At 42.9% G+C, this 23,549-nt stretch carries 20 protein-coding genes and 1 pseudogene; 7 read left to right on the top strand and 14 right to left on the bottom strand.

The window, feature by feature from the left end; genetic code table 11:
- Complete coding sequence (locus VJY63_RS05045; RefSeq protein WP_324048660.1) at positions 1-540, top strand: hypothetical protein; 540 nt, start codon at positions 1-3, stop codon at positions 538-540.
- Complete coding sequence (gene holA, locus VJY63_RS05040) at positions 537-1,550, top strand: DNA polymerase III subunit delta (protein WP_324048658.1); 1,014 nt, start codon at positions 537-539, stop codon at positions 1,548-1,550. The genes VJY63_RS05045 and holA overlap by 4 nt, the downstream gene beginning before the upstream one ends.
- Here the strand turns inward: holA and VJY63_RS05035 are convergent.
- Positions 1,531-3,993, bottom strand: a complete 2,463-nt coding sequence (locus tag VJY63_RS05035; RefSeq protein ID WP_324048656.1) for a YbeU/YbeR family protein — start codon at positions 3,991-3,993, stop codon at positions 1,531-1,533. The two genes, holA and VJY63_RS05035, sit on opposite strands and share 20 nt — an antisense overlap.
- Positions 3,994-4,079: 86 nt before the next feature.
- On the opposite strand from VJY63_RS05035, the gene VJY63_RS05030 reads away from it, so the two are divergent.
- Positions 4,080-4,466, top strand: a complete 387-nt coding sequence (locus VJY63_RS05030) for a DUF488 domain-containing protein (protein WP_324048655.1) — start codon at positions 4,080-4,082, stop codon at positions 4,464-4,466.
- A 22-nt stretch (positions 4,467-4,488) separates the two neighbouring features.
- Here VJY63_RS05030 and VJY63_RS05025 read toward each other — a convergent pair whose 3' ends face one another.
- Positions 4,489-5,322, bottom strand: coding sequence for a carbon-nitrogen hydrolase family protein (locus VJY63_RS05025; protein WP_324048654.1), 834 nt, complete (start codon positions 5,320-5,322; stop codon positions 4,489-4,491).
- Between the two features lie 99 nt (positions 5,323-5,421).
- Between VJY63_RS05025 and VJY63_RS05020 the strand changes: the two genes are divergently transcribed.
- Positions 5,422-5,640 carry a hypothetical protein gene (locus VJY63_RS05020; RefSeq protein ID WP_324048653.1) on the top strand — a complete coding sequence of 73 codons (219 nt, stop codon included), beginning with the start codon at positions 5,422-5,424 and terminating at the stop codon, positions 5,638-5,640.
- A gap of 32 nt (positions 5,641-5,672) precedes the next feature.
- Positions 5,673-7,652 carry an exoribonuclease II gene (locus VJY63_RS05015; RefSeq protein WP_324048652.1) on the top strand — a complete coding sequence of 660 codons (1,980 nt, stop codon included), beginning with the start codon at positions 5,673-5,675 and terminating at the stop codon, positions 7,650-7,652.
- Positions 7,653-7,717: 65 nt separating this feature from the next.
- On the opposite strand, the gene VJY63_RS05010 is transcribed toward VJY63_RS05015, so the two are convergent.
- The 7 genes and pseudogenes from VJY63_RS05010 to VJY63_RS04980 form a co-directional block, all read right to left on the bottom strand.
- Positions 7,718-8,935: an HD-GYP domain-containing protein gene (locus VJY63_RS05010; RefSeq protein ID WP_324048651.1), complete on the bottom strand. Its 1,218-nt coding sequence runs from the start codon at positions 8,933-8,935 to the stop codon at positions 7,718-7,720.
- 211 nt (positions 8,936-9,146) lie between these two features.
- The gene (locus tag VJY63_RS05005) at positions 9,147-9,851 is read right to left on the bottom strand and encodes an ABC transporter ATP-binding protein (RefSeq protein WP_324048734.1); all 705 of its coding nucleotides are present in this window, start codon (positions 9,849-9,851) and stop codon (positions 9,147-9,149) included.
- 210 nt (positions 9,852-10,061) lie between these two features.
- A pseudogene (locus VJY63_RS05000) lies at positions 10,062-10,511 on the bottom strand (hemerythrin domain-containing protein); the annotation flags it as partial.
- A gap of 17 nt (positions 10,512-10,528) precedes the next feature.
- Positions 10,529-11,287 carry an ABC transporter ATP-binding protein gene (locus VJY63_RS04995; RefSeq protein WP_324048650.1) on the bottom strand — a complete coding sequence of 253 codons (759 nt, stop codon included), beginning with the start codon at positions 11,285-11,287 and terminating at the stop codon, positions 10,529-10,531.
- The gene (locus VJY63_RS04990) at positions 11,284-12,291 is read right to left on the bottom strand and encodes a branched-chain amino acid ABC transporter permease (RefSeq protein ID WP_324048649.1); all 1,008 of its coding nucleotides are present in this window, start codon (positions 12,289-12,291) and stop codon (positions 11,284-11,286) included. Before VJY63_RS04990 ends, VJY63_RS04995 begins: the two co-directional genes overlap by 4 nt.
- Positions 12,291-13,166: a branched-chain amino acid ABC transporter permease gene (locus tag VJY63_RS04985; RefSeq protein ID WP_324048648.1), complete on the bottom strand. Its 876-nt coding sequence runs from the start codon at positions 13,164-13,166 to the stop codon at positions 12,291-12,293. Before VJY63_RS04985 ends, VJY63_RS04990 begins: the two co-directional genes overlap by 1 nt.
- Positions 13,167-13,249: 83 nt before the next feature.
- On the bottom strand, positions 13,250-14,404 hold the full coding sequence (locus VJY63_RS04980; protein ID WP_324048647.1) for an ABC transporter substrate-binding protein: 1,155 nt from the start codon (positions 14,402-14,404) through the stop codon (positions 13,250-13,252).
- 406 nt (positions 14,405-14,810) lie between these two features.
- On the opposite strand from VJY63_RS04980, the gene paaX reads away from it, so the two are divergent.
- A complete protein-coding gene (gene paaX, locus VJY63_RS04975; RefSeq protein WP_324048646.1) occupies positions 14,811-15,734 on the top strand; it encodes a phenylacetic acid degradation operon negative regulatory protein PaaX in 924 nt (307 codons plus the stop codon).
- Positions 15,735-15,884: 150 nt separating this feature from the next.
- Positions 15,885-17,825: a methyl-accepting chemotaxis protein gene (locus VJY63_RS04970; protein WP_324048645.1), complete on the top strand. Its 1,941-nt coding sequence runs from the start codon at positions 15,885-15,887 to the stop codon at positions 17,823-17,825.
- Between the two features lie 93 nt (positions 17,826-17,918).
- On the opposite strand, the gene fghA is transcribed toward VJY63_RS04970, so the two are convergent.
- Genes fghA through VJY63_RS04945 form a run of 5 tightly spaced genes read right to left on the bottom strand, consistent with a single transcriptional unit; the run spans position 17,919 to position 23,246 of the window.
- A complete protein-coding gene (gene fghA / locus VJY63_RS04965) occupies positions 17,919-18,761 on the bottom strand; it encodes an S-formylglutathione hydrolase (protein WP_324048644.1) in 843 nt (280 codons plus the stop codon).
- Between the two features lie 24 nt (positions 18,762-18,785).
- Positions 18,786-19,898 carry an S-(hydroxymethyl)glutathione dehydrogenase/class III alcohol dehydrogenase gene (locus tag VJY63_RS04960; RefSeq protein ID WP_324048732.1) on the bottom strand — a complete coding sequence of 371 codons (1,113 nt, stop codon included), beginning with the start codon at positions 19,896-19,898 and terminating at the stop codon, positions 18,786-18,788.
- Between the two features lie 36 nt (positions 19,899-19,934).
- A complete protein-coding gene (locus VJY63_RS04955; protein WP_324048643.1) occupies positions 19,935-21,143 on the bottom strand; it encodes a cation diffusion facilitator family transporter in 1,209 nt (402 codons plus the stop codon).
- Positions 21,144-21,147: 4 nt separating this feature from the next.
- Positions 21,148-22,305, bottom strand: a complete 1,158-nt coding sequence (locus tag VJY63_RS04950; RefSeq protein WP_324048642.1) for a 1-acyl-sn-glycerol-3-phosphate acyltransferase — start codon at positions 22,303-22,305, stop codon at positions 21,148-21,150.
- Between the two features lie 23 nt (positions 22,306-22,328).
- Positions 22,329-23,246, bottom strand: a complete 918-nt coding sequence (locus VJY63_RS04945) for a recombination-associated protein RdgC (protein WP_324048641.1) — start codon at positions 23,244-23,246, stop codon at positions 22,329-22,331.
- Positions 23,247-23,549: the final 303 nt, after the last annotated feature.

Below are 23,549 nucleotides of genomic sequence, written 5' to 3'. Positions count from 1 at the left end.
ATGCTCAGCTCAATAAAGTCAGCAATTAAGTCAATAACCAAGCCACGCTTCAAGTTTCGTCTAGGGTTTAGCCTAGTGTTACTGTTAGCACTACTTAGCAGCGCTTGTGGCTTTCGTCTCAGTGGCTTTATTGAGCTACCTCAACATTTACAACCACTGCACATCAGTAGCGACAATAATGCAAAAAACCTTGCCGACACGCTAGCAAGGCAACTGCAACAATCGGGTATAGCAATCAGTAAAGAAATAAACGCCAGCCGCCTACGTTTAGCACTCAGTACATTTGAATCAAACCAACGCCAAGTTGTTTTTGGCAGCACAGAAACGTTTGAGCTAAGCCTAAAAATTATTGCCAGCGCCAGCAACAGCGAAGGCGAACCACTATTTACCAATCAACCTTTTCAAGCCTATCGTCAATATTCTTATCAGCGCGACAGCAGTCTTTTAGCGCGTGACAGCCTACGCCGCGAGCTATTACGCAGCATGGAAAACGACCTAATACGCCAGCTAACCTTACGCATTCAAGCATTGCAGCAATGAAAATAACCCTCAACAAACTGGCGACCAGTTTGAAAAAACAGCTGCCAAAAATCATTTGGTTAATGGGCGATGAACCGTTACAAATGCAAGAAGCAGCGGATATTATTCGTTTAACGGTTAAAAAACAGGGCGTTGCTGAACGTGAAGTTTTTGATATAGGCACTAATTTTGTATGGCGCAGTCTGTTAGACGCTTCAGCCAGTATGTCTTTATTTGGTGATAGCAAATTAATTGAAGTGCGTCTGGGTGCCAGCAAAACGGGCAAAGAAGGCGGCGAAGTGGTTAGAAAAATTTGCGAAAAACTCACCAGCAGTCCTGATATTTTTCTATTCAGCAGCAATAAATTAGATGCAGCCCAAACTAAAAGTGCTTGGTACAAGTCCGTCGATCAAGCCGGTTTAATCGTACAAATTTGGCCAGTGAATGCCAATCAACTACCGCAATGGATCAACCAACGCTGCCAATCCATTGGACTCATACTTGAACCCGCTGCTGCTGCATTATTAGCTGAAAAAGTAGAAGGCAATTTATTAGCTGCCGCGCAAGAAATTGAAAAGCTACGTTTATTTGTTAATGCAGGTGATAGGCTAAGTGCCGAGAATTTACTGTTATTAATAGAAGATGCCAGCCGCTATAGCTTGTTTGATTTAGCCGATGCGTGTTTAGACGGTAAGGGCAATCGCGCTGTGCGTATTTTACGTGGTTTACAAGCAGAAGGCACCGAAGCACCTTTGTTGCTGTGGGCATTAACCCGAGAGATACGCCAGATTTGCCACTTAACCTTTAAATTAAATGACGGGCTTCCTTTTGACACCCTTTGCCAACAATTACGCATTTGGGATGCCCGTAAACCTTTGTATTTCAAAGCATCGCACCGCCTAAGCCTGCATCAAGCACAACAACTGCTGCAACTGGCTAACCGCTGCGATCAAGCCATTAAGGGTTCAGGTGAACCGCTTAACGACTTGTTATTACAGCTAGTCACTCAATTTAGTGCAGGCGTTGCTTAGCCGTTATTAAGGCGGTTGAAGCTTGATTCCAATCCCTTGCTCTTTCACCTGGCCAAGCCAAGGTATACCAAAGCCCCACTTGAGGCGGCACAGCAATTAACAAGCTTAATAAGCGCTGACTAAAGGTTTCTAATAACTCGCCACGCTGCTCAGATTCATTCATAAAAAAGCTATAACCCGCTAACAGCGCCCGTGCAAAGTCATCCCAACCGTAATATTCCTCAATGATTAATCCGCGTACTTTAGCTAACCAATCACGTAATTGAGCATCATCCAACCAATCCAATTGATACCCAGCCACCGCCAAATCAACTAATTGCACCATATCCCAAGCGGTTAAATCAACATCATTAATGCCTAGCGTGTTGTGTTTAACCCTTAATAAACGCTGGTAATAAGCCTCTTGCTCTTCATCACGCTCATCTTGTTCATGGGTGTCGATTTCTGCGTCTAGCCTTTCTGCATTTAAAGTAAAGGGTGAAAAAGCAATCAGGTATTCTTGCCGATCACCCGCATGATACAAATGGTCAAGGTAACCTAATAAATCATCTGCCGTTTGAAATAAATGCGTATCTTGTAGCAGGTTTTTTAATTCGCCACGCGGCCAAGCCGGTAACTTTTCAGGCCAAGACCAATGAATACCCGTCAGCGGGCCAACCAAGTTTAACGTGGCTAAATCAGCTTCACTGACCGATCGACCCGGCTCAGTAAAACTAACCTGTGGTCGTTCCCAAGGAATAAAGCGAAATAAACTACCGGGGTCTTTTAAATGCCAATCCAATTCGGCGAGCAAAGGCTTTTCATCATCAACTTGCGATAAAACCTGATCCCAGCCCTGCCAAGCCAACAACATGGCTTGCGCCGACGAATAGTGCCAACTTAAATAGTCTTTTAAAGCCAGCGTTAGCTGTTCTCTTTCTACCGCTGGGTAATGCTGGGTTTCTTCGGCTTTTACTAAATAAAAAGCATATTTTTCTGCCATCACAATGCCCGCTGGATGCCTCACTAGCGCAGCTAAATGTGGTGACTGTTGTCGCCATTGACTCCAAACATGAGGCGTAGCAACTAGGTTTTTAGCAAGGCGTGGCGCTTTATTAATACGGCAATTAAGTGCCAATTGATCGTAATGATGCACACGACCCGGTTGCCAAAATCTAGCCAAAGTTGATGTTAACAACTCATCAGGATGAACGTCTAAACCGGCAAATAAATAGTCACGCGCTTCATCGCGGCGCTCTTTAGGTAAATCATCGGGTGCTAAGCCAGTTAGCAAACTGGCATCATCACGCAAACTTGCGACCAAACTGGTTAATAAAAATGGATCATTTAAATCCGCAGAAAAATTAGCCCTAGCATCCCGAAAATCAGGATGATCTAACGACAAAGCTTGCCAATCTAATTGTTTAAACGGTGAGAAAGGTGATTCCAAAAGCAGTGCCCAAGTCGCTTCTAACTCAGGGCTTAGCGTAAAATCAGTTTGAGTTTTCCACAACTTATAACCCAATAAATAACTGTCCGCCAGCGCTTGCCAAGACGTGTACTGACTGCGTAATAACCAAAGCGCCATTAAAGCAAAAGTGCGCCATTCTGCCTGCGTCAAATAGCCAGCCAAATAACCAGCCAAGGCTAAATCGGCCATGCGTATCCAGTCCCAAGCCGCCACATCTAATGGGCTATCTGGCTCTAAATTAGCCAACAAATCAGCATAATTTTCGTAACCTTTGGGGAGTTCGCTGCGCCAAACCTCACGGTCAGACGCTTCTGCTTGCTGCAACCAAATCACGTCTAATTGCCAAGCGTAACGCTGGCCTTGACCCGCCATCCAGTACAGCAGCTGCTTACAATCTTTGGCTGAATGCACCTGCCAATATTCATTCAAAGTGGCTTTTACATCAGGCCAAAATTTTTGCCTTAAAGCATCGCGCTCGTTTAAAGCTTGGTTATAAACCACAAAAGTAGAGGATCGAATGGCTAAGGCATAGCCAATGGGCGTGTTACGCACCTGTAAAGCTTTAGGGAGCGTGACGGTTAATCCAGTTAATGGGCATTCAACCATCAAGTCTTGTTGCCACAAAGAAAAATCAGCACTTGCAAAACGCTGGAGTTTTGCAGCACCATAATCTTCTTGTTGCAAAGCGTAGATTAATTGCTCAAATTCAGGGTAAGCTTGCTGTAAACGCTGGGCAAAAAGTGCTAACCAAGCGTTGCTTTCTGCCGGTTCAATCCAGTGTAAATGCTGCATGGCTACAAGCACTTGCACACTATTAACCAGCCCACTGGCAGAAGACTGCTGCCAAGCACGGTGTAAGAATGCATAGGCATCGGCTAGATGAGGCAAATTACATTCAGCTAAAATCTCACCTGTTTCACGGTCATCAATAGATTGACGATCATTAACAGCAATTAATAATGGGTGCAGCCAGCCAGATAAGGTTACAGACAAAAGAACCCCCATAGGGAAAAGAACTAGGTTTCCTATTCTAACCGAGTGAAGCGCTAGCGTCAGACCAATTGAACAGAGAAGGCGTTATGAAACACAAAATAGCTATTAAATGGGTTTATGCAGCAAAAGACGAACAAGATGGTGCACGCGTTTTAGTGGATCGTATTCTACCGCATGGGCGTGATTTACATGATTTAGGTGTCGATACTTGGTATCAACAAGCAGCACCTAGCACAGGTTTAAAGCGTCAATTAACCAAAGGCCTGCTAGACTGGAAAAATTTTACGCATAGTTACCGTGAAGAGTTGCATCAACAACCAAAAAAGCTTTTAGCTTTATTGGAGTTGACCGAAAAAGGCAACCTTACACTGTTAACCGCTGAACGTGAGCCAGAACAAACTTGGCTCCCGCTGTTAAAAGACTTACTAGAAGCGCGTCTTAAAAATATCGTCACCAGTCGCAGCAGTCATTAAACTGACTGATCTTTAAAGCAATCTACCAACGCCGGTGCGCTAACGCCGGTAGTTGTAGACGCACTTCTTGTAATCTAGCCGCTTTTAATTCATCCATCACCACACCTTCACCTTCGGGCAAGCAAGCTAACACATCGCCCCAAGGGTCTATTAGCATTGAATGCCCATAGGTTTTTCTACCATTTTCGTGTAAACCAACTTGAGCTGGCGCTAACACATAACACAGGTTTTCAACGGCTCTGGCACGCAACAGTAACGCCCAATGCGCTTGACCTGTTGGAACAGTAAAAGCAGCAGGTAAAATCAATAAGTCAATCGCATTTAACTGACGAAATAGTTCAGGAAAACGCAAATCGTAACAAATACCCAAACCAATGCGCCCAAAAGGGGTGTCAAAACTAACCGGCTGATTGCCAGCTATTTGTGTAGCAGACTCATCGTAGCGCTCTTCACCTTTTTGAAAACTAAATAAATGTACCTTGTCGTAACGCACCACTCGCGCACCATTTGGGCCATAAACTAAGCAGCTATTGGTTAATTTATCGGCAACGTAACTTTTTAGTGGCAAACTGCCACCTACCAGCCAAATACCGTATTTTTGGGCTTGCTCGGCTAAAAAGTCTTGCATTGGACCACAGCCATCGTCTTCGGCTAATACAAAGCGGGCTTTTTTATCGGCACTGATGATTGGAAAATACTCTGGTAAAGCAACCAGTTCTGCACCTTGGTCAACAGCTTGTGCAATTAGTTTTTCCGCTGTATCACGATTTTTAACCCAATCGGCTGCTGAGTTCATTTGTATTGCAGCAACCTTAGCAACGGCATTGAAGTGAGAAAAACTACGTGGATGCAACATAACGGACTCCAGCAGTGAAATGAAAAACAACAATGAGGTAGAATAAGCGACGAGTTTACTTGCCTTGTCCACTCACCAACAAGATGGAAACTTTTTTATATGGCTCCCAGCATTTTTTTCTTGCATTTTATTGGTGTGATTATTGTATTGATTGGTCTCACCATTAAAGAAAAACATAAAAGATTAGGCATCAGTTTAGCGCTAGCAGGTTTTTTAATCGGTACTGCACCGGTTTGGTATGGACACTTTGTTGGCCCTAGCCCCAGCGAAATGCGCCAAATAGAAATACAGCAGTACATGACACCAGACATTAAATAGCACCCAACGATCAAACAGAGGTTAATTCATCCATGCAAAATGCACTAAAAAACAATTCCTTACTGTCGCAGCTTAAATCACAGCTACGCCAAACCACGCCTAGGGTTGAGGGTCGTATTAAAGGCACCGATCGTGGTTTTGGTTTTTTAGAAACCGATGACGGTAAAAGCTACTTTGTGCCACCACCTTACATGAAAAAAGTGCTGCATGGCGACTTGGTTAAAGCCGTATTACATGAAGAACGTGACAACAAAGGTGAGCTGCGTGAAAACGCTGAACCCGAAGAATTGGTTGAAATGGGTTTAAACCGCTTTATTGGTCGTATTCAAAAAGTGCATGGCAAGCTAGCCGTTGTCCCCGATCATCCCAGCATTAAACAAGCATTAAAAGGTAAAACCGTTAGTGGTTTAGATGAAGCTTCTTTAGATGATGGCGATTGGGTTGTGGCCTTTTTAGAACGTCATCCACTTAACCCAAAAGATAATGGCTTTTTTGTTGAGATCACTCAGCTAATCGCCAAAAATAATGACCATTACGCCCCGTGGTGGGTTATCTTGGCACGCCATGACTTACCGCGTGAACAACCCATTATTGAAGAAAACTGGACGCTAACCGACCCCGAAGGTTTAGTACGCCAAGACTTAACCGCTGAGCACTTTTTCACCCTAGACAGCGAATCAACACTGGATATGGACGATGCCTTAGCGATTCAACCCCGTGCTGAAGGTGGCTGGGAATTAAAAGTCGCCATTGCTGACCCCACTGCTTACGTTGCAGAAGGCACTGCTGCAGACATTGAAGCCAAAGCCCGCGCATTTACGCTCTACTTACCCGCACGCACCGTTACCATGCTGCCCAAAGTGCTTTCAGATGACTTATGCTCTTTAATAGAAAATCAACGCCGCCCTGCATTAATAGCCACCATTAACCTTGATGCTTTGGGTGCTCAAATAGGCGCGGCTGAGTTTACAGCGGGCTGGATAGAATCCAAAGCTAAGCTAGATTATTTAAAAGTGTCTGACTGGTTAGAAGGCAAAGGTGAATGGCAGCCAGCTAATGAAAAAACTGCTGAAGCGTTAAAACAGTTTGAAGCATTGGCAGCAGCGCGTTTGGCTTGGCGACACGAGAACGCATTAGTATTTAAAGACTTTCCTGATTACCGTTTTGTACTAGATGCCGAGGGTAAGGTTGTCGACATAGTGACAGAAGAACGCCGCATTGGTCATAAAATGGTTGAAGAAGCCATGTTATTAGCCAACGTGTGTGCTGCTGCTTTCTTAGCAGAAAAAACAGGACAGGGTGTTTACAATGTTCACCAAGGTTTTGATGCTGAAAAAGTTGGTGGCGCTTTAGAGCTAATTGCTAAACAAGGACTGACTTACCATGAAGAAGCTTTTACAGCTGAAAACTTAGATACACTTTTGGGTTTTAGGCATTTACGCCAAAGCCTTGATAACCAAGAATCCGGCTGGTTAGATGCACGTCTACGCAGACACCAAGGCTTCTCTTTACTTGCCATTGTTCCTGGCCCACACTTTGGTCTTGGTTTTGAAAGCTACGCGACTTGGACATCACCCATTCGTAAATACGGTGACATGATTAACCACCGCCTAATTAAAGCCGTTTTGGTCGGCCAAACGCCTCATGCATTAGATGAAAACCTACCAGAACAACTAACCCTAGCGCGTAAAGTTAACCGCCAAGCGGAACGTGAAGTTAAAGACTGGCTCTATGCTCGCTTTTTAGAAGAAAAAATTGGTGAGCGTTTTGAAGCGGAAATTTTTAATATTAATCGAGGCGGTATGCGAGCTAGATTATTAGTTAATGGTGCAGCGGTCTTTATTCCCGGCTCATCCATTCATGCCACTAAAGATGAAATTGTGTGTGATGCCGACAACGCTTGGATAAAAATTAAAGACGAAGTGCAATACCGTGTGACTGATAAAATTCAAGTTGAATTAACGGAAGTTAAAGTGGATCAACGCAGTCTTATTGCTCGCCCATCGGCTTAAATATTTAAATAAGTAAAAACCACACAGTCGTTGCTATTGCTCTGTGGTTTTTATTTTTAAAAAAATTAATGTAAGCCACGTATAAAAGCATCAACACTAGATAAGTCAACTTTAATATTAACCTTTAACGCTTCAAAGCCCCAGAGTTGTGAAGAATCAACTTTAACTCGCTCAGAAGGCTCACACACATAACGAATACCATAACCCGCCTCTTTGGTGTTATGGCGGCGCGGTGTCGTATGCATATTACCATCTGCTTTTCTAATGCTGGCGACAATCGGTTCTTTAAAATCAGTGGTTCTACCAACAACCACGGCTAACTCACCATTGTCTAAACGCACATAAATCCCAGGTGGATACAGCCCTAACTCATTAATAAATAAACGGGTTAATTTATCATCAAACTTGCTACCACGCTGAATAAACAAATCACGCAAAGATTCTGCCAATTTAATTGGCCCACGATAAACCCTTGGCGTTATCATTGCAGAATAAACATCGGCTAAAGCTAAAATCAAAGCTTCATGACGAATATACATTCCCGATAACTGTAATGGATAACCCGTACCATCTAATTTTTCATGGTGTTGTTGAACCAATTCTAGCCAAAGTTCATCATTCACACCGGCTTCTTCTAATTGATTTGCACTTAATAAAGGGTGATCGTTAACTAACTTACGCTGCGGTTCATTTAAAGGTGTTTTTTGCTGATTTAAGAGTTTTTGATAAGGATTCATCGCTAAATTACTGGTTAAAGCAGCCGCTAAAGTGCTTAATCTAACATCTTGAGTCACTTTTAATCGTTCTAAAATTAATTCCGTTAAAATAGCTATTTGCATGGGATGGTGAACATGGTATTCAAAACGGTCGGACAAGTGTACCGCACCCATCAAAGCATCCGCATCGTACTTAATCAAACTTTGAATTTGTGTCGCAATGTCGTAAATTTTACGCATAACACTGCCCGCAGGCTGGGTTTTAGAAAGCTCTAACCGTTTAAACAAAGCCTCTAGCTGCACACTTAAATCATCAAACTCAGCAAAGGGATTAATTTTACCTTTAATAATATTGGGCTGCTTAACAGGCTCTTTAGGCGGCACGTATTTCCTACGCGCAAAAAAGCCTACTTGTAGCAATAATTTTTTATACACCTCTGACTGAATAAGGCCACCTTTTTCAAGTAATTCTTGTCCATCAGCATCACAAATAGGAAAAGGCGTTGGTTCACCAACACGCAGTTGTTCCGGCTCAATTCTTAACAGGTCAAAATGTTTGGTTGACATTGTGTTTCTCAAAAATACAAATAAATTTAATACATTAGACTTTACGACTAGAAGATGTCAACAGTTAGCTTGATTAAATGTTATAAATTATATTCATGAAATCAACTATATATTATTGATTATAAATAATTTTTTAATAACCAACACAAAACACCAGACTAAAGTCTGGTGTTTTGTGTTGGTTAGATTGAAAGATTTAATGCCTAAAAGACTACATACCTAAATAGGCTTCACGTACCTTTTCGTTACTAAGCAACTCCCTGCCAGTACCTTGCAACACCACAGCACCCGTTTCTAGTACATAGCCTCGGTCTGCTAATGCCAATGCCTGAGAAGCATTTTGCTCAACAAGAAAGATCGTCATACCTTCATCTTTCAACTCACGCACAATTTCAAAAATCTCTTCAATAATTAAAGGTGCTAACCCCATGCTCGGTTCATCAAGCAACAATAAACGCGGTCGAGCCATTAATGCACGTCCCATTGCCAACATTTGTTGCTGACCACCAGAAAGCTCACCGGCAAGATTATAGCGTTTTTGTCGTAAAATAGGGAATTTAGTATAAATTTTTTCTATGTCATCTTGAACTTCTGGATCACTGCTGCGTGTATAAGCACCTAATAACAGGTTGTCATAAACCGTCATGTCTTTAAAAACTTGACGGCCTTCTGGTACTTGAACTATCCCTTTTCCTACACGCTTATCAGCAGAAACTTTAGACAGATCTTCACCATTAAAGAACATTTGACCTTTATCCATAGGCTGCAGTCCTGAGATGGTCATTAACAGGGTTGATTTACCTGCACCATTAGCGCCAACGAGTGAAACAATTTCACCTGCATTAATCGTGATATCAACGTCATGTAAAACTTCTATTTGCCCATAAGAAGTGACCAACCCCTTAATGGAGAGCATTTCCTGCCCTTTATTCTCAGCAGTCATTCGACCGCCATGCACCAAACCTAAACCACCTAAGCGTTCGGGTGTTAGGCTAATAATTTTATGGCGCAGATCACGAAACTCTTCTCTAACTCGATCACCAAACAAGGGGTCATCTTGCTGATCACGACCACCGGTAATGGTATCCCAGTCTGCATTGCTTAAGAGGTCGCGAGCACGAGGCAATACAACCCCTTCTTCTTTTTTAATGTGCTTACGCAAAGCTGCACTAAAGCGACTTAAACCATGACCAAAAGCTTCACGACCATCAGGCCAATTAGCCATGCATTCTTTTAGTAGTTGGCGTAGTTCTAAAAGCTTTTCGTGGCCTATTACATAGCCTTTTTCTAGCTTATCTAGTAAAGGGCCCGTTTCAGGCGATTTTTCTCTTAACAACAAGTAAAGCCGTATTTCTTTTGGTTGGCTGTGTACTCGGTTAGAAAAGTGTTGAATATAATCAAATATTGCACTGAATAATATTTCATCGGGTAAGGTGGCATTAATATTCATGTCCTGCTCTAGCAGATCCATTAAATCAATAATACGCCACAAACCTTGGTGTTCACGCACAATGGTACGAATAACCTGATCACCGCGTGAGTGATTAGGCTTAACCTGATTTTGTTCTTCGGTCATGTTATTTGTCTCCACGCTTAACCACCTAAATAGGCAGCAATGACATCTGGATTGTTACGAATTTCTTCTGGCGTACCTTCAGCCAATTTACGGCCATAGTTTAATACTAGTAGTCGATCAGAAATCCCCATTACCAGCTTCATATCATGCTCTACCAACACAACAGTAATGCCCTGAGCTGCAATTTTTTTAATCAACTCTTCTAGGGCAGCTGTTTCAGTACCATTTAGGCCAGCAGCTGGTTCATCAAGTAACACAACTTTAGGGTTAGAAGCCAAAGCGCGTGCTATTTCTAAGCGTTTTAATGCACCATAAGACATAGCCGAAGCATCAGTTTCTATGTATTCACCACAACCCACAAATTTCATTAATTCAACCGCATGGTCACGGCAATCTTCTTCGTCTTTAAGCAGAGAAGGTAGGCGTAGCATGGTAGTTAAAAAACTACTTTTTAGCTGTAAATGACGACCTAGCATGACGTTTTCTAAAGCCGTCATATTCATACAAATTTGCATCTGCTGAAAAGTACGGCACATGCCTCTTTCTGCTAGTTGGTTGGGTTCTAAGCCAACCACCATTTCACCATTAAGCTTTATCTCGCCTTTAGTTGGCGTATAAATGCCGGTAATCAAGTTAAAGAGTGTCGTTTTACCTGCCCCATTAGGGCCGATAACAGAATAAATTTGTCCGGCATCAACACTAAAGCTTAAACCTTCTACGGCATGAACCCCGCCAAAAGTTTTGTCTAGCCCAGCCACTTCAATCAGAGCTGTCATACTTGTTCCTCCGATTTTTTACTTTTTCTTTTTGCTAGCTTGTTTTGAAGGGTTGGAAATAATCCTTTAGGCATAAAAATCATGGTTAGCATTAGAATTAAACCAAACATCATCATTTCAAGCTCTTGGAAGTCGGCCAAAACCTGTGGTAATAATTTTAGTACTAGTGCGCCTAAAATAACCCCAAAAGTTGAAGCCATACCACCCAATACCACCATAGTAATCAGTACAATAGACTGCTCAAAACTGGCTAGGTGAGGCGTAATAAAACCAGAGAAGTGGGCGTATAAACTCCCCATAAGGCTGGCATAAACAGCTGAAACAACAAACACTAGGCTTTTGTAATAGGCTGTATCAACACCCACTACGCGCGCCGCTATTTCAGAACCATGCACCGAACGCAAAGCACGACCTATAGGCGAATCTATAATATTCTCAGCCACCCAAACTGCCACTAGCAGTACAAAAGCAGCAAAGAAATACCAAGCAACGTCACCGCCAAACTCAATGCCAAACAGCGAGTATTGGTTAAAAGAATTTAGTTCCCAACCAAACACACTTAAAGGCGGTACCGACATGCCATCAGGCCCGCCCGTTAGCCAGCCTTCATTATTAATAGTGATAGCGATAATAAAACCCATCGCTAGGGTCGCCATAGATAAGTAGTGACCTTTCAACTTAAGAATAGGACGACCAACCAACCAAGCAAGCGCACCAACCACCACGGCTGCAACGAGCATAGTAGGGATAGGCGACCAACCATAAGTACTTGTCATTACTGCGCTAAAATAAGCACCCACACCAAAAAAACCGGCATGACCTAAGCTAATTTGCCCAGCAAAACCTACTAACAGGTTTAAACCTACGACTGTGGCAGCAAAAATAGCGATTTGCGTTGCCATATCGTAGTGAAAGGGGTTGTTCATAAATAAAGGCAGTAATAGTAAAATGGCTGCTAATATCACTAAACCTTTTAAGCGCATTTGCAAAAATTTATTTAACATTAAACACGCTCCACTACACGGCTACCAAAGAGTCCACGCGGCATAAAGAACAACACAATAAGAATCATTGAGAAAGCCACGGCATCTTTATAGTCAGAAGAAATGTAGCCTGCTGTCATTGCTTCAACAATACCCAGCATTAAGCCACCCACAATTGCACCTACACCACTACCCAAACCACCTAAAGCAGCGGCAACAAAGCCTTTAAGACCAAGCATTATGCCTATGTCGTAAGAGGTGAATGTAATAGGGGCAACAATAATTCCGGCAACAGAACCTAAAAGTGCCGACAACATAAAAGCCAGCATTAATACCATTTCGGTACGAATACCTACGAGTCTTGCCGCATCTTTATTCATCGAGGTGGCTAAAATAGCCTTACCTGTCATGGTGCGACTAAAAAACAAGACTAGAGCAACAACCAAAACAGCACCAATACCCACCACCCAGAAGCTCTGGCTGTTAAGTACTGCACCTAGAACCAAAATAGGTTCGTCCGTTGAGAAGTTTTCCATCACGTGGTACTGCTTACCCCAAACTAGCTGGGCTACACCACGAATAAAAATAGATGCACCTATGGTAATAATAATTAAGGTAACAACATCTGCTTTTTTAGCGGGTGCTATAGCAAAACGCTGTAAACAAATACCGATAACCCCTGCGAGCAACACTGCTAGAACTATGGAAACTGGCATAGGCAAACCCATTCCCATAAAAGAAACGGTAGCCATACCGCCAACCATTAAAAACTCACCCTGCGCAAAGTTGATTACATGGCTAGAGTTATAAATTAGCGTAAAACCCAAAGCCACTAGCGCATAGGTTGCACCGATGGTCACGCCGGTAAAAAGGTACTGAATAAATTCTGCGAACATTATTTAAATCCTGTCTGCAGCCACACAGCTTCTCAGTATTTAGAATACTGAGAAGCTGTATAACAAGCAGGTTTAGAGTTGAATCAGTTGATCAGCTTCCACTTGCCATTTTTAACTTCCAAAATACGGAAGGAATCAGCGCTAAGACCGTTGTGGTCTGTAGAAGACATATTGAATACACCGGTTACACCTGCATACCCCTGAATGCTTTCAAGTGCTTTGCGCACTGCTTCACGGTCAGTACTACCTGCTTTTTCAATGGCTTCAACTGCTAGCATTAGGCCATCATGTGCATAGCCACCAAAGGTAGAAACTTGCATATCCCAACGCTTTTCATAAAGTGACTTATAAGACTGAACAACAGCTTTTTGTGGATCACTGTCTGGTAAAGAGTCAGGTACTAATAGAGGTGAAGCAGGTAAACGTAGACCTTCGCCTGCATCACCTAGCAAGTCTAGGAAGCGATCAGATGCAACACCATGAGACTGATAGAAGGGTAACTTAATACCTAATTGAGAGTAGTTACGTGTAACGATAGCTGGCGATTGACCAAAACCAAAGTTAAATACCGCTTCAACACCTGGGACGTTACGAATACGGGTTAACTGAGCAGTCATATCTGTATCGGTAGGGCTATAAGTAACATCAGCCACTATTTCTACGCCCATTTTGCCGGCAATAGCCAAAGTTTGCTCACGACCCGAACGACCAAAACCATCTGTTCCAGAAATAAGTGCTACTTTTGATAAGCCACGATCTTTAATATCCTGTAGTACACGTTCTGCAGCAGCACGGTCAGACTGAGGTGTTTTAAATACCCATTTTTTAACTGGGTCAGTAATTACTACAGCACCCGCTAAAGAGATAAAAGGTATACGCGCCTGCTCAATTAAAGGCACAGCAGCCATAGTGGCACCTGTAGTACTACCACCCACAATAATGTCTACACGGTCTGAACGAACCAAGCGGCTAGCAAAGTTGCGCGCAGCTGATGCATCACCAGCATCATCGTAGTGAATTAGCTCTAGTGGACGGCCAATAACACCACCAGCAGCGTTAATTCGCTCAACATATAGCTCTAGGGTTTTGAGTTCTGGATCACCAAGAAAAGAGGCAGGCCCTGTTACAGAAAGAAAAGATCCTATCTTTATGGGTTCGGCAGCCTGAGCGCCAGCAAAAATACTAGCAGCCAAGGTTGCGGCTAAAAAACCCGCACGAGCTAAGATTCGTTTACTCATTATTTTTATTCTCCAAGATTTGGGGTAGTGACTACCCTCATTTATTTTTGTTGCGCTGCACAGCTTTAGTAGGCTTTGCTTAATTTTGTATCACTTAATCTTGTTAAAACATTAACGTCACTAAACATTTAGCTAGCTAACCATTTACAACAAGGACACACCCGGCTCGTTTAGTCATCTAAAGTAGCGCACAAAGCGACACATTCGATGAGCTAGATCAAAAACTATTGTATCATGATCTTTATGTCAACCTGTTTTATAGCTTAAATAAGCTAACAAAACTTCAGTCTAAGCAAGTCATACCTGCTAAGGCTTGATACATAAAGGTTTACCTCTTGTTAAAGAGCGGCATAATAGCCAACCAACAAACCTAATTATTAGCCTTTAAAACAGAACCTTTGAGTGTATGTCTGCTAAAAACCAATTGGACTTATTAGTCCATAATTTCCAGAAAAAGCGCCCGCTACGTGCAGGGTCATTAATTATTACGCTCTATGGCGATGCCATTGTTCCTCGCGGTGGCTCTGTTTGGTTAGGTAGTTTAATGAAACTACTTGAACCAATGGGCATTAGCGAACGCCTAGTACGTACTTCAATTTTCCGCCTAACTAAAGAGTCTTGGGTGCAAGCGGGCAAGGTTGGCCGCCGTAGCTATTACAGCCTTACAGGGCCTGGTTTAAGGCGTTTTGAACAGGCTTTTAAACAGGTTTACACCGCCAATAATGAACAATGGATAGGCAACTGGTGCCTAGTGTTTTTATCTCAGCTTGAAAACACTAAACGGCGCACTATTAAAGAAGAATTAGAGTGGATGGGGTTTGGCTGCTTAGCACCCAATGTTATGGCGCACCCAAGGCTAGAACGTGCAGAGGTACTGCCTTTGCTTCAAGAACATGAAGCCTTAGAAGACACGATTGTTATGCAAACTGAGCCGCTAGAACTCCTCACTTCACGTGCGCTACGCTTGCAAGTAAAAGAAAGCTGGAACCTTGAACACCTAGCAAGCAGTTATGCCAAATTTATCAACCAGTTTCGTCCGCTTTGGCAAGAGCTAACCATTGAAAACACCCTAACACCAGAAGAATCTTTAATTACCCGCACTCTGCTTATTCACGAATACCGCAAGGTACTTTTGCGTGATCCACAGCTACCCGATGAACTATTACCTGGCGATTGGGAAGGCCGCAGTGCTAGACAACTTTGCCGTAACCTCTACCGGCTTATCTATGAAAGTGCCGAACAGTGGCTTGATGACAACCTAGAAAATTCTTCTGGCCCCCTGCCTGCCCCTAATGCTAATTTTTATCAGCGTTTTGGCGGCCTCAAGTAGCGCTCCTCTGAAGCGATACAGAAAAAGATCAACGAAACAACAAAAAGCTATCACTTGGTGATGGCTTTTTTTTGACTTTAGTCTAATATCACACATCGAACTTAGACCTTCCTCCCGGCTCTCAAAAACAATTATCAGAGGAAAGTCACTATGCTAACGCTAGTGCGTAACTTATCTGTACGCATAAAACTCTTACTTATGGTTGTACCGCCCCTGCTGGGAATGCTTATTTATGCAGGCTTAAGCACGCGTAACGACCTACAACTCTATACCGACCTGCAATTTCAGCAGCAGTTGGTTAATGCACGTATGCAACTCAATTTAGCCGCTGAAGACTACCAAAACCTGCGTAGTTCTTTGATGCTAAAAGGTGTAACTTCGGATGATTCACTACAAGTTAATCTAATCAAGTTACAAGCTTTAACTAAAAAACTACCCAGTGAGTTACACCCTTATTTAAATGGCCTAGACTTATTAGCCAAACAAGCTAGCCAACAAAAAATAGATTTAAACGCACTGCTTAATTCAAGTTCGGCCTTAGCAACGCTTGGTTTACGCTTAGAACTTTATTCTAACCAACTAGCGGGCTACTCTAATGGCTTAACTACTCGCTCCCACTCGGCGCATCATGCATTAATGCTCGCAGTTAGCCGTTTACACGAAGAACAGCTCATTATGGCGCAAGCTTTTACTGCTAGCTATTTTCCCACAGGAGCCTACCCACGTTTTGTACGCTTATTAAGTGAACAAAATGTATTTTTTACTAACTACAACAACAGCCTACCTAACGCATCAGAACTGGGTTTAAAAAACTGGCAACAAAGTGATGGTTACCAGCATTTAAGCAACATTAGAGCCACAGCTGAACAAATTTACTTAGATGGTAATTTTGGACTAAGCACTTCAACCCAAGACTGGCTAACCTTAACGAGTAAGCTGCTTGAAAACCCCACCAACCAACAGCAAGCACTACTAGAGCAGCTTAATAACCTTGTTAGTCAACAGCTAGAATCTGCTTGGTATCGCTTATTAATTATAGGTATTTCCAACCTCTTACTAGTCTTGATGGGCGCTTTAATTACTTGGTTTATTTACCGACAAATTAGCATTCCTACCTTGCAGCTAACCCGCACCATGGAAAAAGTGGCCGAAGACTTAAACCTAACCCGCAAAATGGGCTTAACCGGTGAAGATGAAACAGCCCAAGCCGCGCGTGCCTTTGATCAAATGCTTGAACAGGTTCGGCATTTGCTACAGCAGGTTATTAGCGCCACCAACGAAGTCTCCAACAGTTCAAGCTTAGGCAAACGAGTGGCTTCCAGCTTAGACAACCAAGTTCACCAAGGCCAACAGCGTTTAAGTGAAATGCTAGCCAGCGTAGAAGAGCTGCACCAAGCCATTCATGGCATAGCCGCCAATGCTGAAACCAGCCAAGATACTTCGCTAAGTGCCAGCCAACTTGCTGCTGAAGGTAATCAGTTAATTCAACGCTTAGAAAAAAACAACGCAACCTTATCTGCCAGCCTACAAACCTCGGGCAACAAGGTTAATGAGTTGGCTGAACACAGCGCCAAAATAGACAGCATTTTAGAAGTCATCAATGCCATTGCCGAACAAACTAACCTACTGGCATTAAATGCTGCCATAGAAGCGGCTAGAGCGGGTGATGCAGGTCGAGGTTTTGCTGTGGTTGCTGATGAAGTGCGTTCGCTTGCAGCACGCTCGCGAGAAGCCACAGTAGAAATTAGCCACTTACTAGACAGCAACCGCTTAGCTGCTAGTGAAGCAGTTGAGCAAATGCAAACTAGCCTTAAACAAGCCGATGAAGTCAGCCAGCAATTAAAACAAGCTGACCAGTCGCTACAAAAAATAAGCACAGCAGTAGAAGGAATACACTCAGCCAATGTAGAAACCACTGCTGCAGCTAACCAACAACGCACCACAGCAGACCAACTCAGTTATCAGGCTAGGGCTATGAATGACCTCTACCAAGGAACAACTGAAGCAGTAACTGAGCTTGAAAATAATAGTCAAAGCATTGAAAAACTCTTAGCCACCTTAGAAAAACAACTGAAACGCTTTACTACTTAAAACCCTTCTTATTTCCTTATACCTCTCCCCACAAAAAAGCCCCAAAGTGAACTTGAGTCAGTTTGGGGCTTTGAATAACTAGCTAAACTAGGTTTAGCTAGTAGTTAAATACCGCTGGTGAAACTTTAAGTGCTCATCTATAAAGCTGGCAATAAAATAATAGCTATGGTCATAGCCTTCTTGCATTCGTAACTCTAACGGATAACCGGCTTCTTTAGCCGCAGCAACCAAGCTTTCTGGTTTTAGTTGTTCAGCCAAAAAATTATCGCCTTCACCTTGGTCAATTAACATAGGTAAATGCACTTTAGCTTTAGCCATTAATTCACAGCTATCGTAGGCTTTCCAAGCTGCACGGTTATCACCTAAATAAGCAGTAAAGGCTTTTTCGCCCCAAGGCACATTTATAGGGTTAACAATCGGGCTAAAGGCGGATACCGAAGTAAAGCGCTCAGGGTTTTTAAGTGCCAAAGTTAAAGCACCATGCCCACCCATCGAATGCCCACTAATTGCACGCTTATCAGTGACTGGAAAAGCCGCTTCAATTAGCTCAGGCAATTCCTTTAAAATATAGTCTTCCATTTGGTAATGCTTAGCCCAAGGTTCTTGAGTGGCATTCAAATAAAAACCAGCACCCTGCCCTAAATCATAAGCAGCATCATTGGCGACACCTTCACCACGCGGGCTGGTATCTGGCGCAACAATGGCCATGCCTAATTCCGCAGCCATGCGATGCGCACCGGCTTTTTGCATAAAGTTTTCATCAGTACAAGTTAAGCCCGAAAGCCAATAAAGCACTGGCACTGACTGAGTTGCAGCTTGCGGTGGTAAATAAATAGCAAAACGCATCTCACAACCCAACACCTTAGAGGTATGGCTGTATTGTTTATGCCAACCGCCAAAACTACGGTTCTGGCTAATATTTGTTAAACGATCCATAAGCACCTCTTAAATAGACACCTCTTAAAAATGAATGACACTACGAATTGACTTACCTTCATGCATTAAGTCAAACGCTTCATTAATTTTTTCAAGCGGCAGGGTGTAGCTAATAAAATCATTCAGTGCAAATTTACCCGCCATGTAATCTTCAACAATCCCAGGTAATTCTGAACGGCCTTTAACCCCACCAAAAGCTGAACCCCGCCAAACTCTGCCGGTGACTAACTGGAAAGGTCGGGTCGAGATTTCTTGCCCAGCGCCAGCCACACCAATAATGACCGACTCACCCCAACCTTTATGGCAGCACTCAAGTGCAGAACGCATCACATCGACATTGCCTATGCACTCAAAAGAATAATCCACACCACCATCGGTTAATTCTACGATGACTTCTTGAATGGGCTTGTCGTAATTCTTAGGGTTAATGCAATCGGTTGCACCCAACTTTTTAGCTAGCTCAAACTTAGATTCATTAATATCAATAGCAATAATACGGCTGGCTTTGGCCATAACCGCACCAATAATAGCCGACAGGCCAATGCCACCAATACCAAAAATAGCCACGGTTGAGCCTTCCTCTACCTTGGCAGTATTAAGTACCGCACCCATGCCAGTAGTTACACCACAACCTAGCAAACAAATTTCTTCTAAAGGTGCTTCTTTATTTACTTTAGCTAAAGAGATTTCTGGCAAAACCGTGTATTCAGAAAAAGTTGAACAACCCATGTAGTGATAAATAGGCTGGCCATCTTTATAAAAACGTGTGGTGCCATCGGGCATTAAACCCTTGCCTTGGGTTTCACGAATTTTTTGGCAAAGATTGGTTTTTCCCGATAAACAAAACTTACACTCGCCACATTCAGGCGTATAAAGTGGAATAACGTGATCGCCCACCGCAACACTGGTGACACCTTCACCGATTGCTTCAACAATACCGCCACCTTCGTGCCCTAAAATGGCAGGAAAAACACCTTCAGGATCTTCACCTGAAAGGGTAAAAGCATCGGTGTGGCAAACACCCGTAGCAATAATTTTTACTAGCACTTCACCCGCTTGTGGCGGCATTACATCCACTTCTTCAATAGAAAGCGGTTGGCCAGGACCCCAAGCAATAGCGGCACGGGATTTAATCATTAGCTGAGTCATCGTTTTCTCCAAGAAGGTTAATCATTAAATTTTACGTGCGGTTTGATGCGTTTGGCGCTTTTTAGCTGCTTCTTTGGGAGAAATGTGCCCTATCCAAACTTTTACATTACGCAGCCAAGGTAGGTGTTCTGCCTTGGCTTTTAGGCGACTTTCAAAGGCGCTGATTTGTGCTGCCTCTATTTGATCGGCTGGATAAAAAAGATCAACGTCTAGGCTTAAATCTAAATAGTGCAAGGTAATGTGGTGCGGCTTTTCATAGTCGGTATCACCCTGCCAGCATTGGTGTAATTGCGCCATAATCTCGGGGCGCAATGGCAGCATTTTTGTGGGGTCTGGGTTATCGGTTTCGGCATCATCTTCAGGATCAATATGGAAAGTAATATCAGAGATGTGTGTAAAATCATCACGCAACTTTTTAGCAACCCAAACCCCAATTTCATGCCCTTCAGAAACGCTTAAATAGGGCGCAACTTGCAAGTGAATATCCAACAAAGTGCGACTACCCATAGTACGAGTACGCAGGTGATGTACATTGCGTACACCCGCAACGGCTTTGGCAGCGCTGTAAATTTTTGCGGTTTCTTCAGGTGGAAGAGCAGTATCCACTAACTCTTTTAAGCTTTCCCAAATAAGCTCAACACCCATTTTCGCCACTAGAACGCCCACAATAATGGCAGCGGCTTGGTCTAACCACGCATAACCTAACAAGCTACCCGTAATGGCTACAAAAACCACGATAGAAGACAAAGCATCGGTGCGGTGATGCCAAGCATTGGCTTCTAAAAGTTTAGAGTTAATCTGTTTAGCAATTTTTAAGGTATAGCGGTAAATCCATTCTTTACTCAGCACCGATAAAGCCGCAACGATTAAAGCTAAAGCGTTAGGAATAATCACGATTTGGTTTGCTAGTAAGCGGCTAATGCTGTCCCAAACCAGCGCACCTGCTACAGCAATTAAAATAGTACCCAGCAGCAAAGTAGCAAGGGTCTCATAACGATCATGGCCATAAGGATGATCTTTATCAGGTTTTTGGCGACCAAAATAGGTTGCTGCTAACACTAAAATATCGCTGAGCAAGTCAGATAAAGAGTGAATAGCATCAGCAATCAGCGCGCTAGAATTAGCCCAAATACCGACCAATAATTTAGCCAAAGCATTTAAAGCATTAACCAACATACCGATTAAGGTAATTTTATTGGCGGCACGTATTTCTGCTGCTTTATTTTCTGACATAATTTTAAAGTCGGCCTAAGAAATTTTTTACCGGATTAGCATAAATACTCAGCCATTGTTGTTTATAGGCTTCTGGGCAAGTGGCTAAACGTGCATTAAAAGCCGCTTTGGTTTTAGCATCAAAAGTCGGTAACGTAAAATCACCCACTTCATTTAAAGCGTCTAAGGCTAAATAGTTGCTAGGGTAAAGTTTATAAAGCTTGCGAATTTGTTCGTCAACAGCAGTAGCTACCGCATCAGCATCGGCAAATTCACCAGTAAGCGGTGTGCCAAAAGCAACGTGAACCCTGCCTTTAAAGCCAGCAATGCCATGCGCTATACTATAAATATCTTCAAATTCACCTTTAGCATAATGACCCTCTTGCTGTTTTTGTACTAATTCACGGGATTTATCAATGTCCAGTGGGTCGTACTCATAGCTAAGCGCAACGGGTACTATTTTCAAATCGGCAATGGATTCACAAAAAGGTTTACCCAATTTTTTTTCTGCCATATAAAACATTTTAATAATGGCAGGGTCGGTTCGGTCAATACCGTCTTTAGCACGGCCTTCTTTTTGGGCAATCCAAATGGATTGTTTTTCTTCTTTAATACTGTGGTGAATGTAGCGTGATAGTAAATTAAACGCAGCCATCATTTGCCGAACGCCTTTAGCCGAACGCTGCACAATAAAACTTTTATTTAGGCGCATTAAATCACTAACGTAATTCTTTTTTAGTAAATTATCGCCAATGGCAATGCGAACCGTGTCTCTGCCATTAACGTGCAGCGCATAATTGACAAAAGCAGGATCCATAGCGATATCACGGTGGTTGCTAATAAATAAATAGCTTTCATTTTTAAACAGCTGCTCTAAGCCTTCAACCGTAAAACCTTGTGTCGTGTTGGCAATCATTTGTGCCATGTAGCTTTCTACGTAAACTTGTAAATCGTGTACAGAGTTTATTTTTGCTAAGCGTTGATTCAGTGTACGCTGCACCAACCACGACAGCGGTTTGGCCAACCCAGTCTTGGCAAGCCTTGGAAACTTAAAGCGTAAAATACTGTGACTTAATTCTGCATCTTTCGTTAAACGGTCAACAACGTCACGTACCTCTTCATCACGGTAAGGACGTATTTCATCGAAAGTTTCAGGCGATGTATTGGCTAAACTTGTATCCATCGTTCAAACAAACCTCAAGGTTTTTATAGGTCTTGGCTAAGGTTATCACTCAAGCCTTGGTGGTAAATTATTAGCTGGTCAATCAGCGGCATTAAAGTGTTATTCATAAGAATAAATTCTGCATCTAATGCAATCAAAGGGTCTTGATCGGGATTAACATCGGCGGCTTCTTGTTGTAAATGCTCAGCAAAATTTAAGCTTTTTAACATCAGTGTGTCGGTTAGCGTAAAGCTAAGTTGTTCTTGCCAACTTAAACCCAGTTGCGTAACACGCTTACCTGCTGCTAATAATTGTTGAATCTCATCGCTGGCTAAATTTTGCCCTCGGCAACGCATAATGGCGTTATCATCGTCTGCATCACGTAGTTCACAACTGTCTAATAAATTAAAATCGGCAGGCGGCTGTTGCATTGCCCACTCAGTCATTACTTGCACTGCGGCTAATTGCGTATTTAAAGGAATGACCGGCAAGCTACCTAAGCCTTCGCGCAATAAATTTAAAGCCAACTCCGCTTGCTTGTCGGTGGTGGTATCTAGCATTACACGGTTGTTTTTACCGTCTAACCATACCCAAACATAACGAGAACGGGTAAAGGCTTTAGGCAGTAAAGTTAAACGCAGCTCGTCAGTTAAATTTTGGCGTTCTTTACGCCCAACACGGCGGTTTTCAGCAGCTTCTAACGCTTCAACAGTTTCTAAAAGCTGTTCGCGTACTACGCTGGCTGGCAGGATTTTTTCTTCTATTTTTAACTTTAATAGCCAATGTTCACCTTGACTGTGGACTAGCATTGCACCATTTGACGGCGAAACCCAGCCTGCGGTGCTTTCTTCGGTGCTGCTGCAAGAACGGAAAGGTTTGGTTGCTAAGGCTTGTTCTAAAGAATCACTGCTCCAAGGCTGTTCTGTGCGTGCTTGGTAAATACGTAAGGCTTTAAACCACATACAAAAAATCCTTTATTTAATTAGCACAACATTATCCCTGATCCTGAAGAGTGATGCTATACAAAGCAAAAGCACCATACCTTAAAAAACAAAAGACCCATGCCTTATCAAAATCGCGTAAGACCTCGTACTTTTAGTGCGAGGATGGATAGCGAGGATGGATAGCGAGGGTTGCGTAAGCAGCCCCTTAATAGGTCGCTAAAGTCTTTGCAGCATAGATTAACACTGGTAGTGTATACAGCATGATAAAACACACCAAGACATTAAAAGTTCGAGTACGCGATAAACATAAAGCTTTGCTTA

It is taken from the genome of Marinospirillum sp., assembly GCF_035271045.1.
In the GTDB taxonomy this organism is placed as follows: Bacteria; Pseudomonadota; Gammaproteobacteria; order Pseudomonadales; family Halomonadaceae; genus Marinospirillum.
The sequence above is the reverse complement of the archived record's forward strand: the minus strand, read 5'-3'. Positions and strand labels throughout refer to the sequence as shown.

Excerpts from the sequence above, each read along its gene's own strand:
- VJY63_RS05030 (WP_324048655.1), top strand. The coding sequence starts at position 4,080 with ATGAAACACAAAATAGCTATTAAATGGGTTTATGCAGCAAAAGACGAA.
- VJY63_RS04960 (WP_324048732.1), bottom strand. The coding sequence starts at position 19,898 with ATGATTAAATCCCGTGCCGCTATTGCTTGGGGTCCTGGCCAACCGCTT.
- VJY63_RS05020 (WP_324048653.1), top strand. The coding sequence starts at position 5,422 with ATGGCTCCCAGCATTTTTTTCTTGCATTTTATTGGTGTGATTATTGTA.
- VJY63_RS04945 (WP_324048641.1), bottom strand. The coding sequence starts at position 23,246 with ATGTGGTTTAAAGCCTTACGTATTTACCAAGCACGCACAGAACAGCCT.
- holA (WP_324048658.1), top strand. The coding sequence starts at position 537 with ATGAAAATAACCCTCAACAAACTGGCGACCAGTTTGAAAAAACAGCTG.
- VJY63_RS04980 (WP_324048647.1), bottom strand. The coding sequence starts at position 14,404 with ATGAGTAAACGAATCTTAGCTCGTGCGGGTTTTTTAGCCGCAACCTTG.
- VJY63_RS05025 (WP_324048654.1), bottom strand. The coding sequence starts at position 5,322 with ATGTTGCATCCACGTAGTTTTTCTCACTTCAATGCCGTTGCTAAGGTT.
- VJY63_RS04970 (WP_324048645.1), top strand. The coding sequence starts at position 15,885 with ATGCTAACGCTAGTGCGTAACTTATCTGTACGCATAAAACTCTTACTT.
- VJY63_RS04985 (WP_324048648.1), bottom strand. The coding sequence starts at position 13,166 with ATGTTCGCAGAATTTATTCAGTACCTTTTTACCGGCGTGACCATCGGT.
- VJY63_RS05015 (WP_324048652.1), top strand. The coding sequence starts at position 5,673 with ATGCAAAATGCACTAAAAAACAATTCCTTACTGTCGCAGCTTAAATCA.
- VJY63_RS04990 (WP_324048649.1), bottom strand. The coding sequence starts at position 12,291 with ATGTTAAATAAATTTTTGCAAATGCGCTTAAAAGGTTTAGTGATATTA.
- fghA (WP_324048644.1), bottom strand. The coding sequence starts at position 18,761 with ATGGATCGTTTAACAAATATTAGCCAGAACCGTAGTTTTGGCGGTTGG.
- VJY63_RS05010 (WP_324048651.1), bottom strand. The coding sequence starts at position 8,935 with ATGTCAACCAAACATTTTGACCTGTTAAGAATTGAGCCGGAACAACTG.
- VJY63_RS04995 (WP_324048650.1), bottom strand. The coding sequence starts at position 11,287 with ATGACAGCTCTGATTGAAGTGGCTGGGCTAGACAAAACTTTTGGCGGG.
- VJY63_RS04955 (WP_324048643.1), bottom strand. The coding sequence starts at position 21,143 with ATGTCAGAAAATAAAGCAGCAGAAATACGTGCCGCCAATAAAATTACC.
- VJY63_RS05045 (WP_324048660.1), top strand. The coding sequence starts at position 1 with ATGCTCAGCTCAATAAAGTCAGCAATTAAGTCAATAACCAAGCCACGC.
- VJY63_RS04950 (WP_324048642.1), bottom strand. The coding sequence starts at position 22,305 with ATGGATACAAGTTTAGCCAATACATCGCCTGAAACTTTCGATGAAATA.
- VJY63_RS05005 (WP_324048734.1), bottom strand. The coding sequence starts at position 9,851 with ATGCTCTCCATTAAGGGGTTGGTCACTTCTTATGGGCAAATAGAAGTT.
- paaX (WP_324048646.1), top strand. The coding sequence starts at position 14,811 with ATGTCTGCTAAAAACCAATTGGACTTATTAGTCCATAATTTCCAGAAA.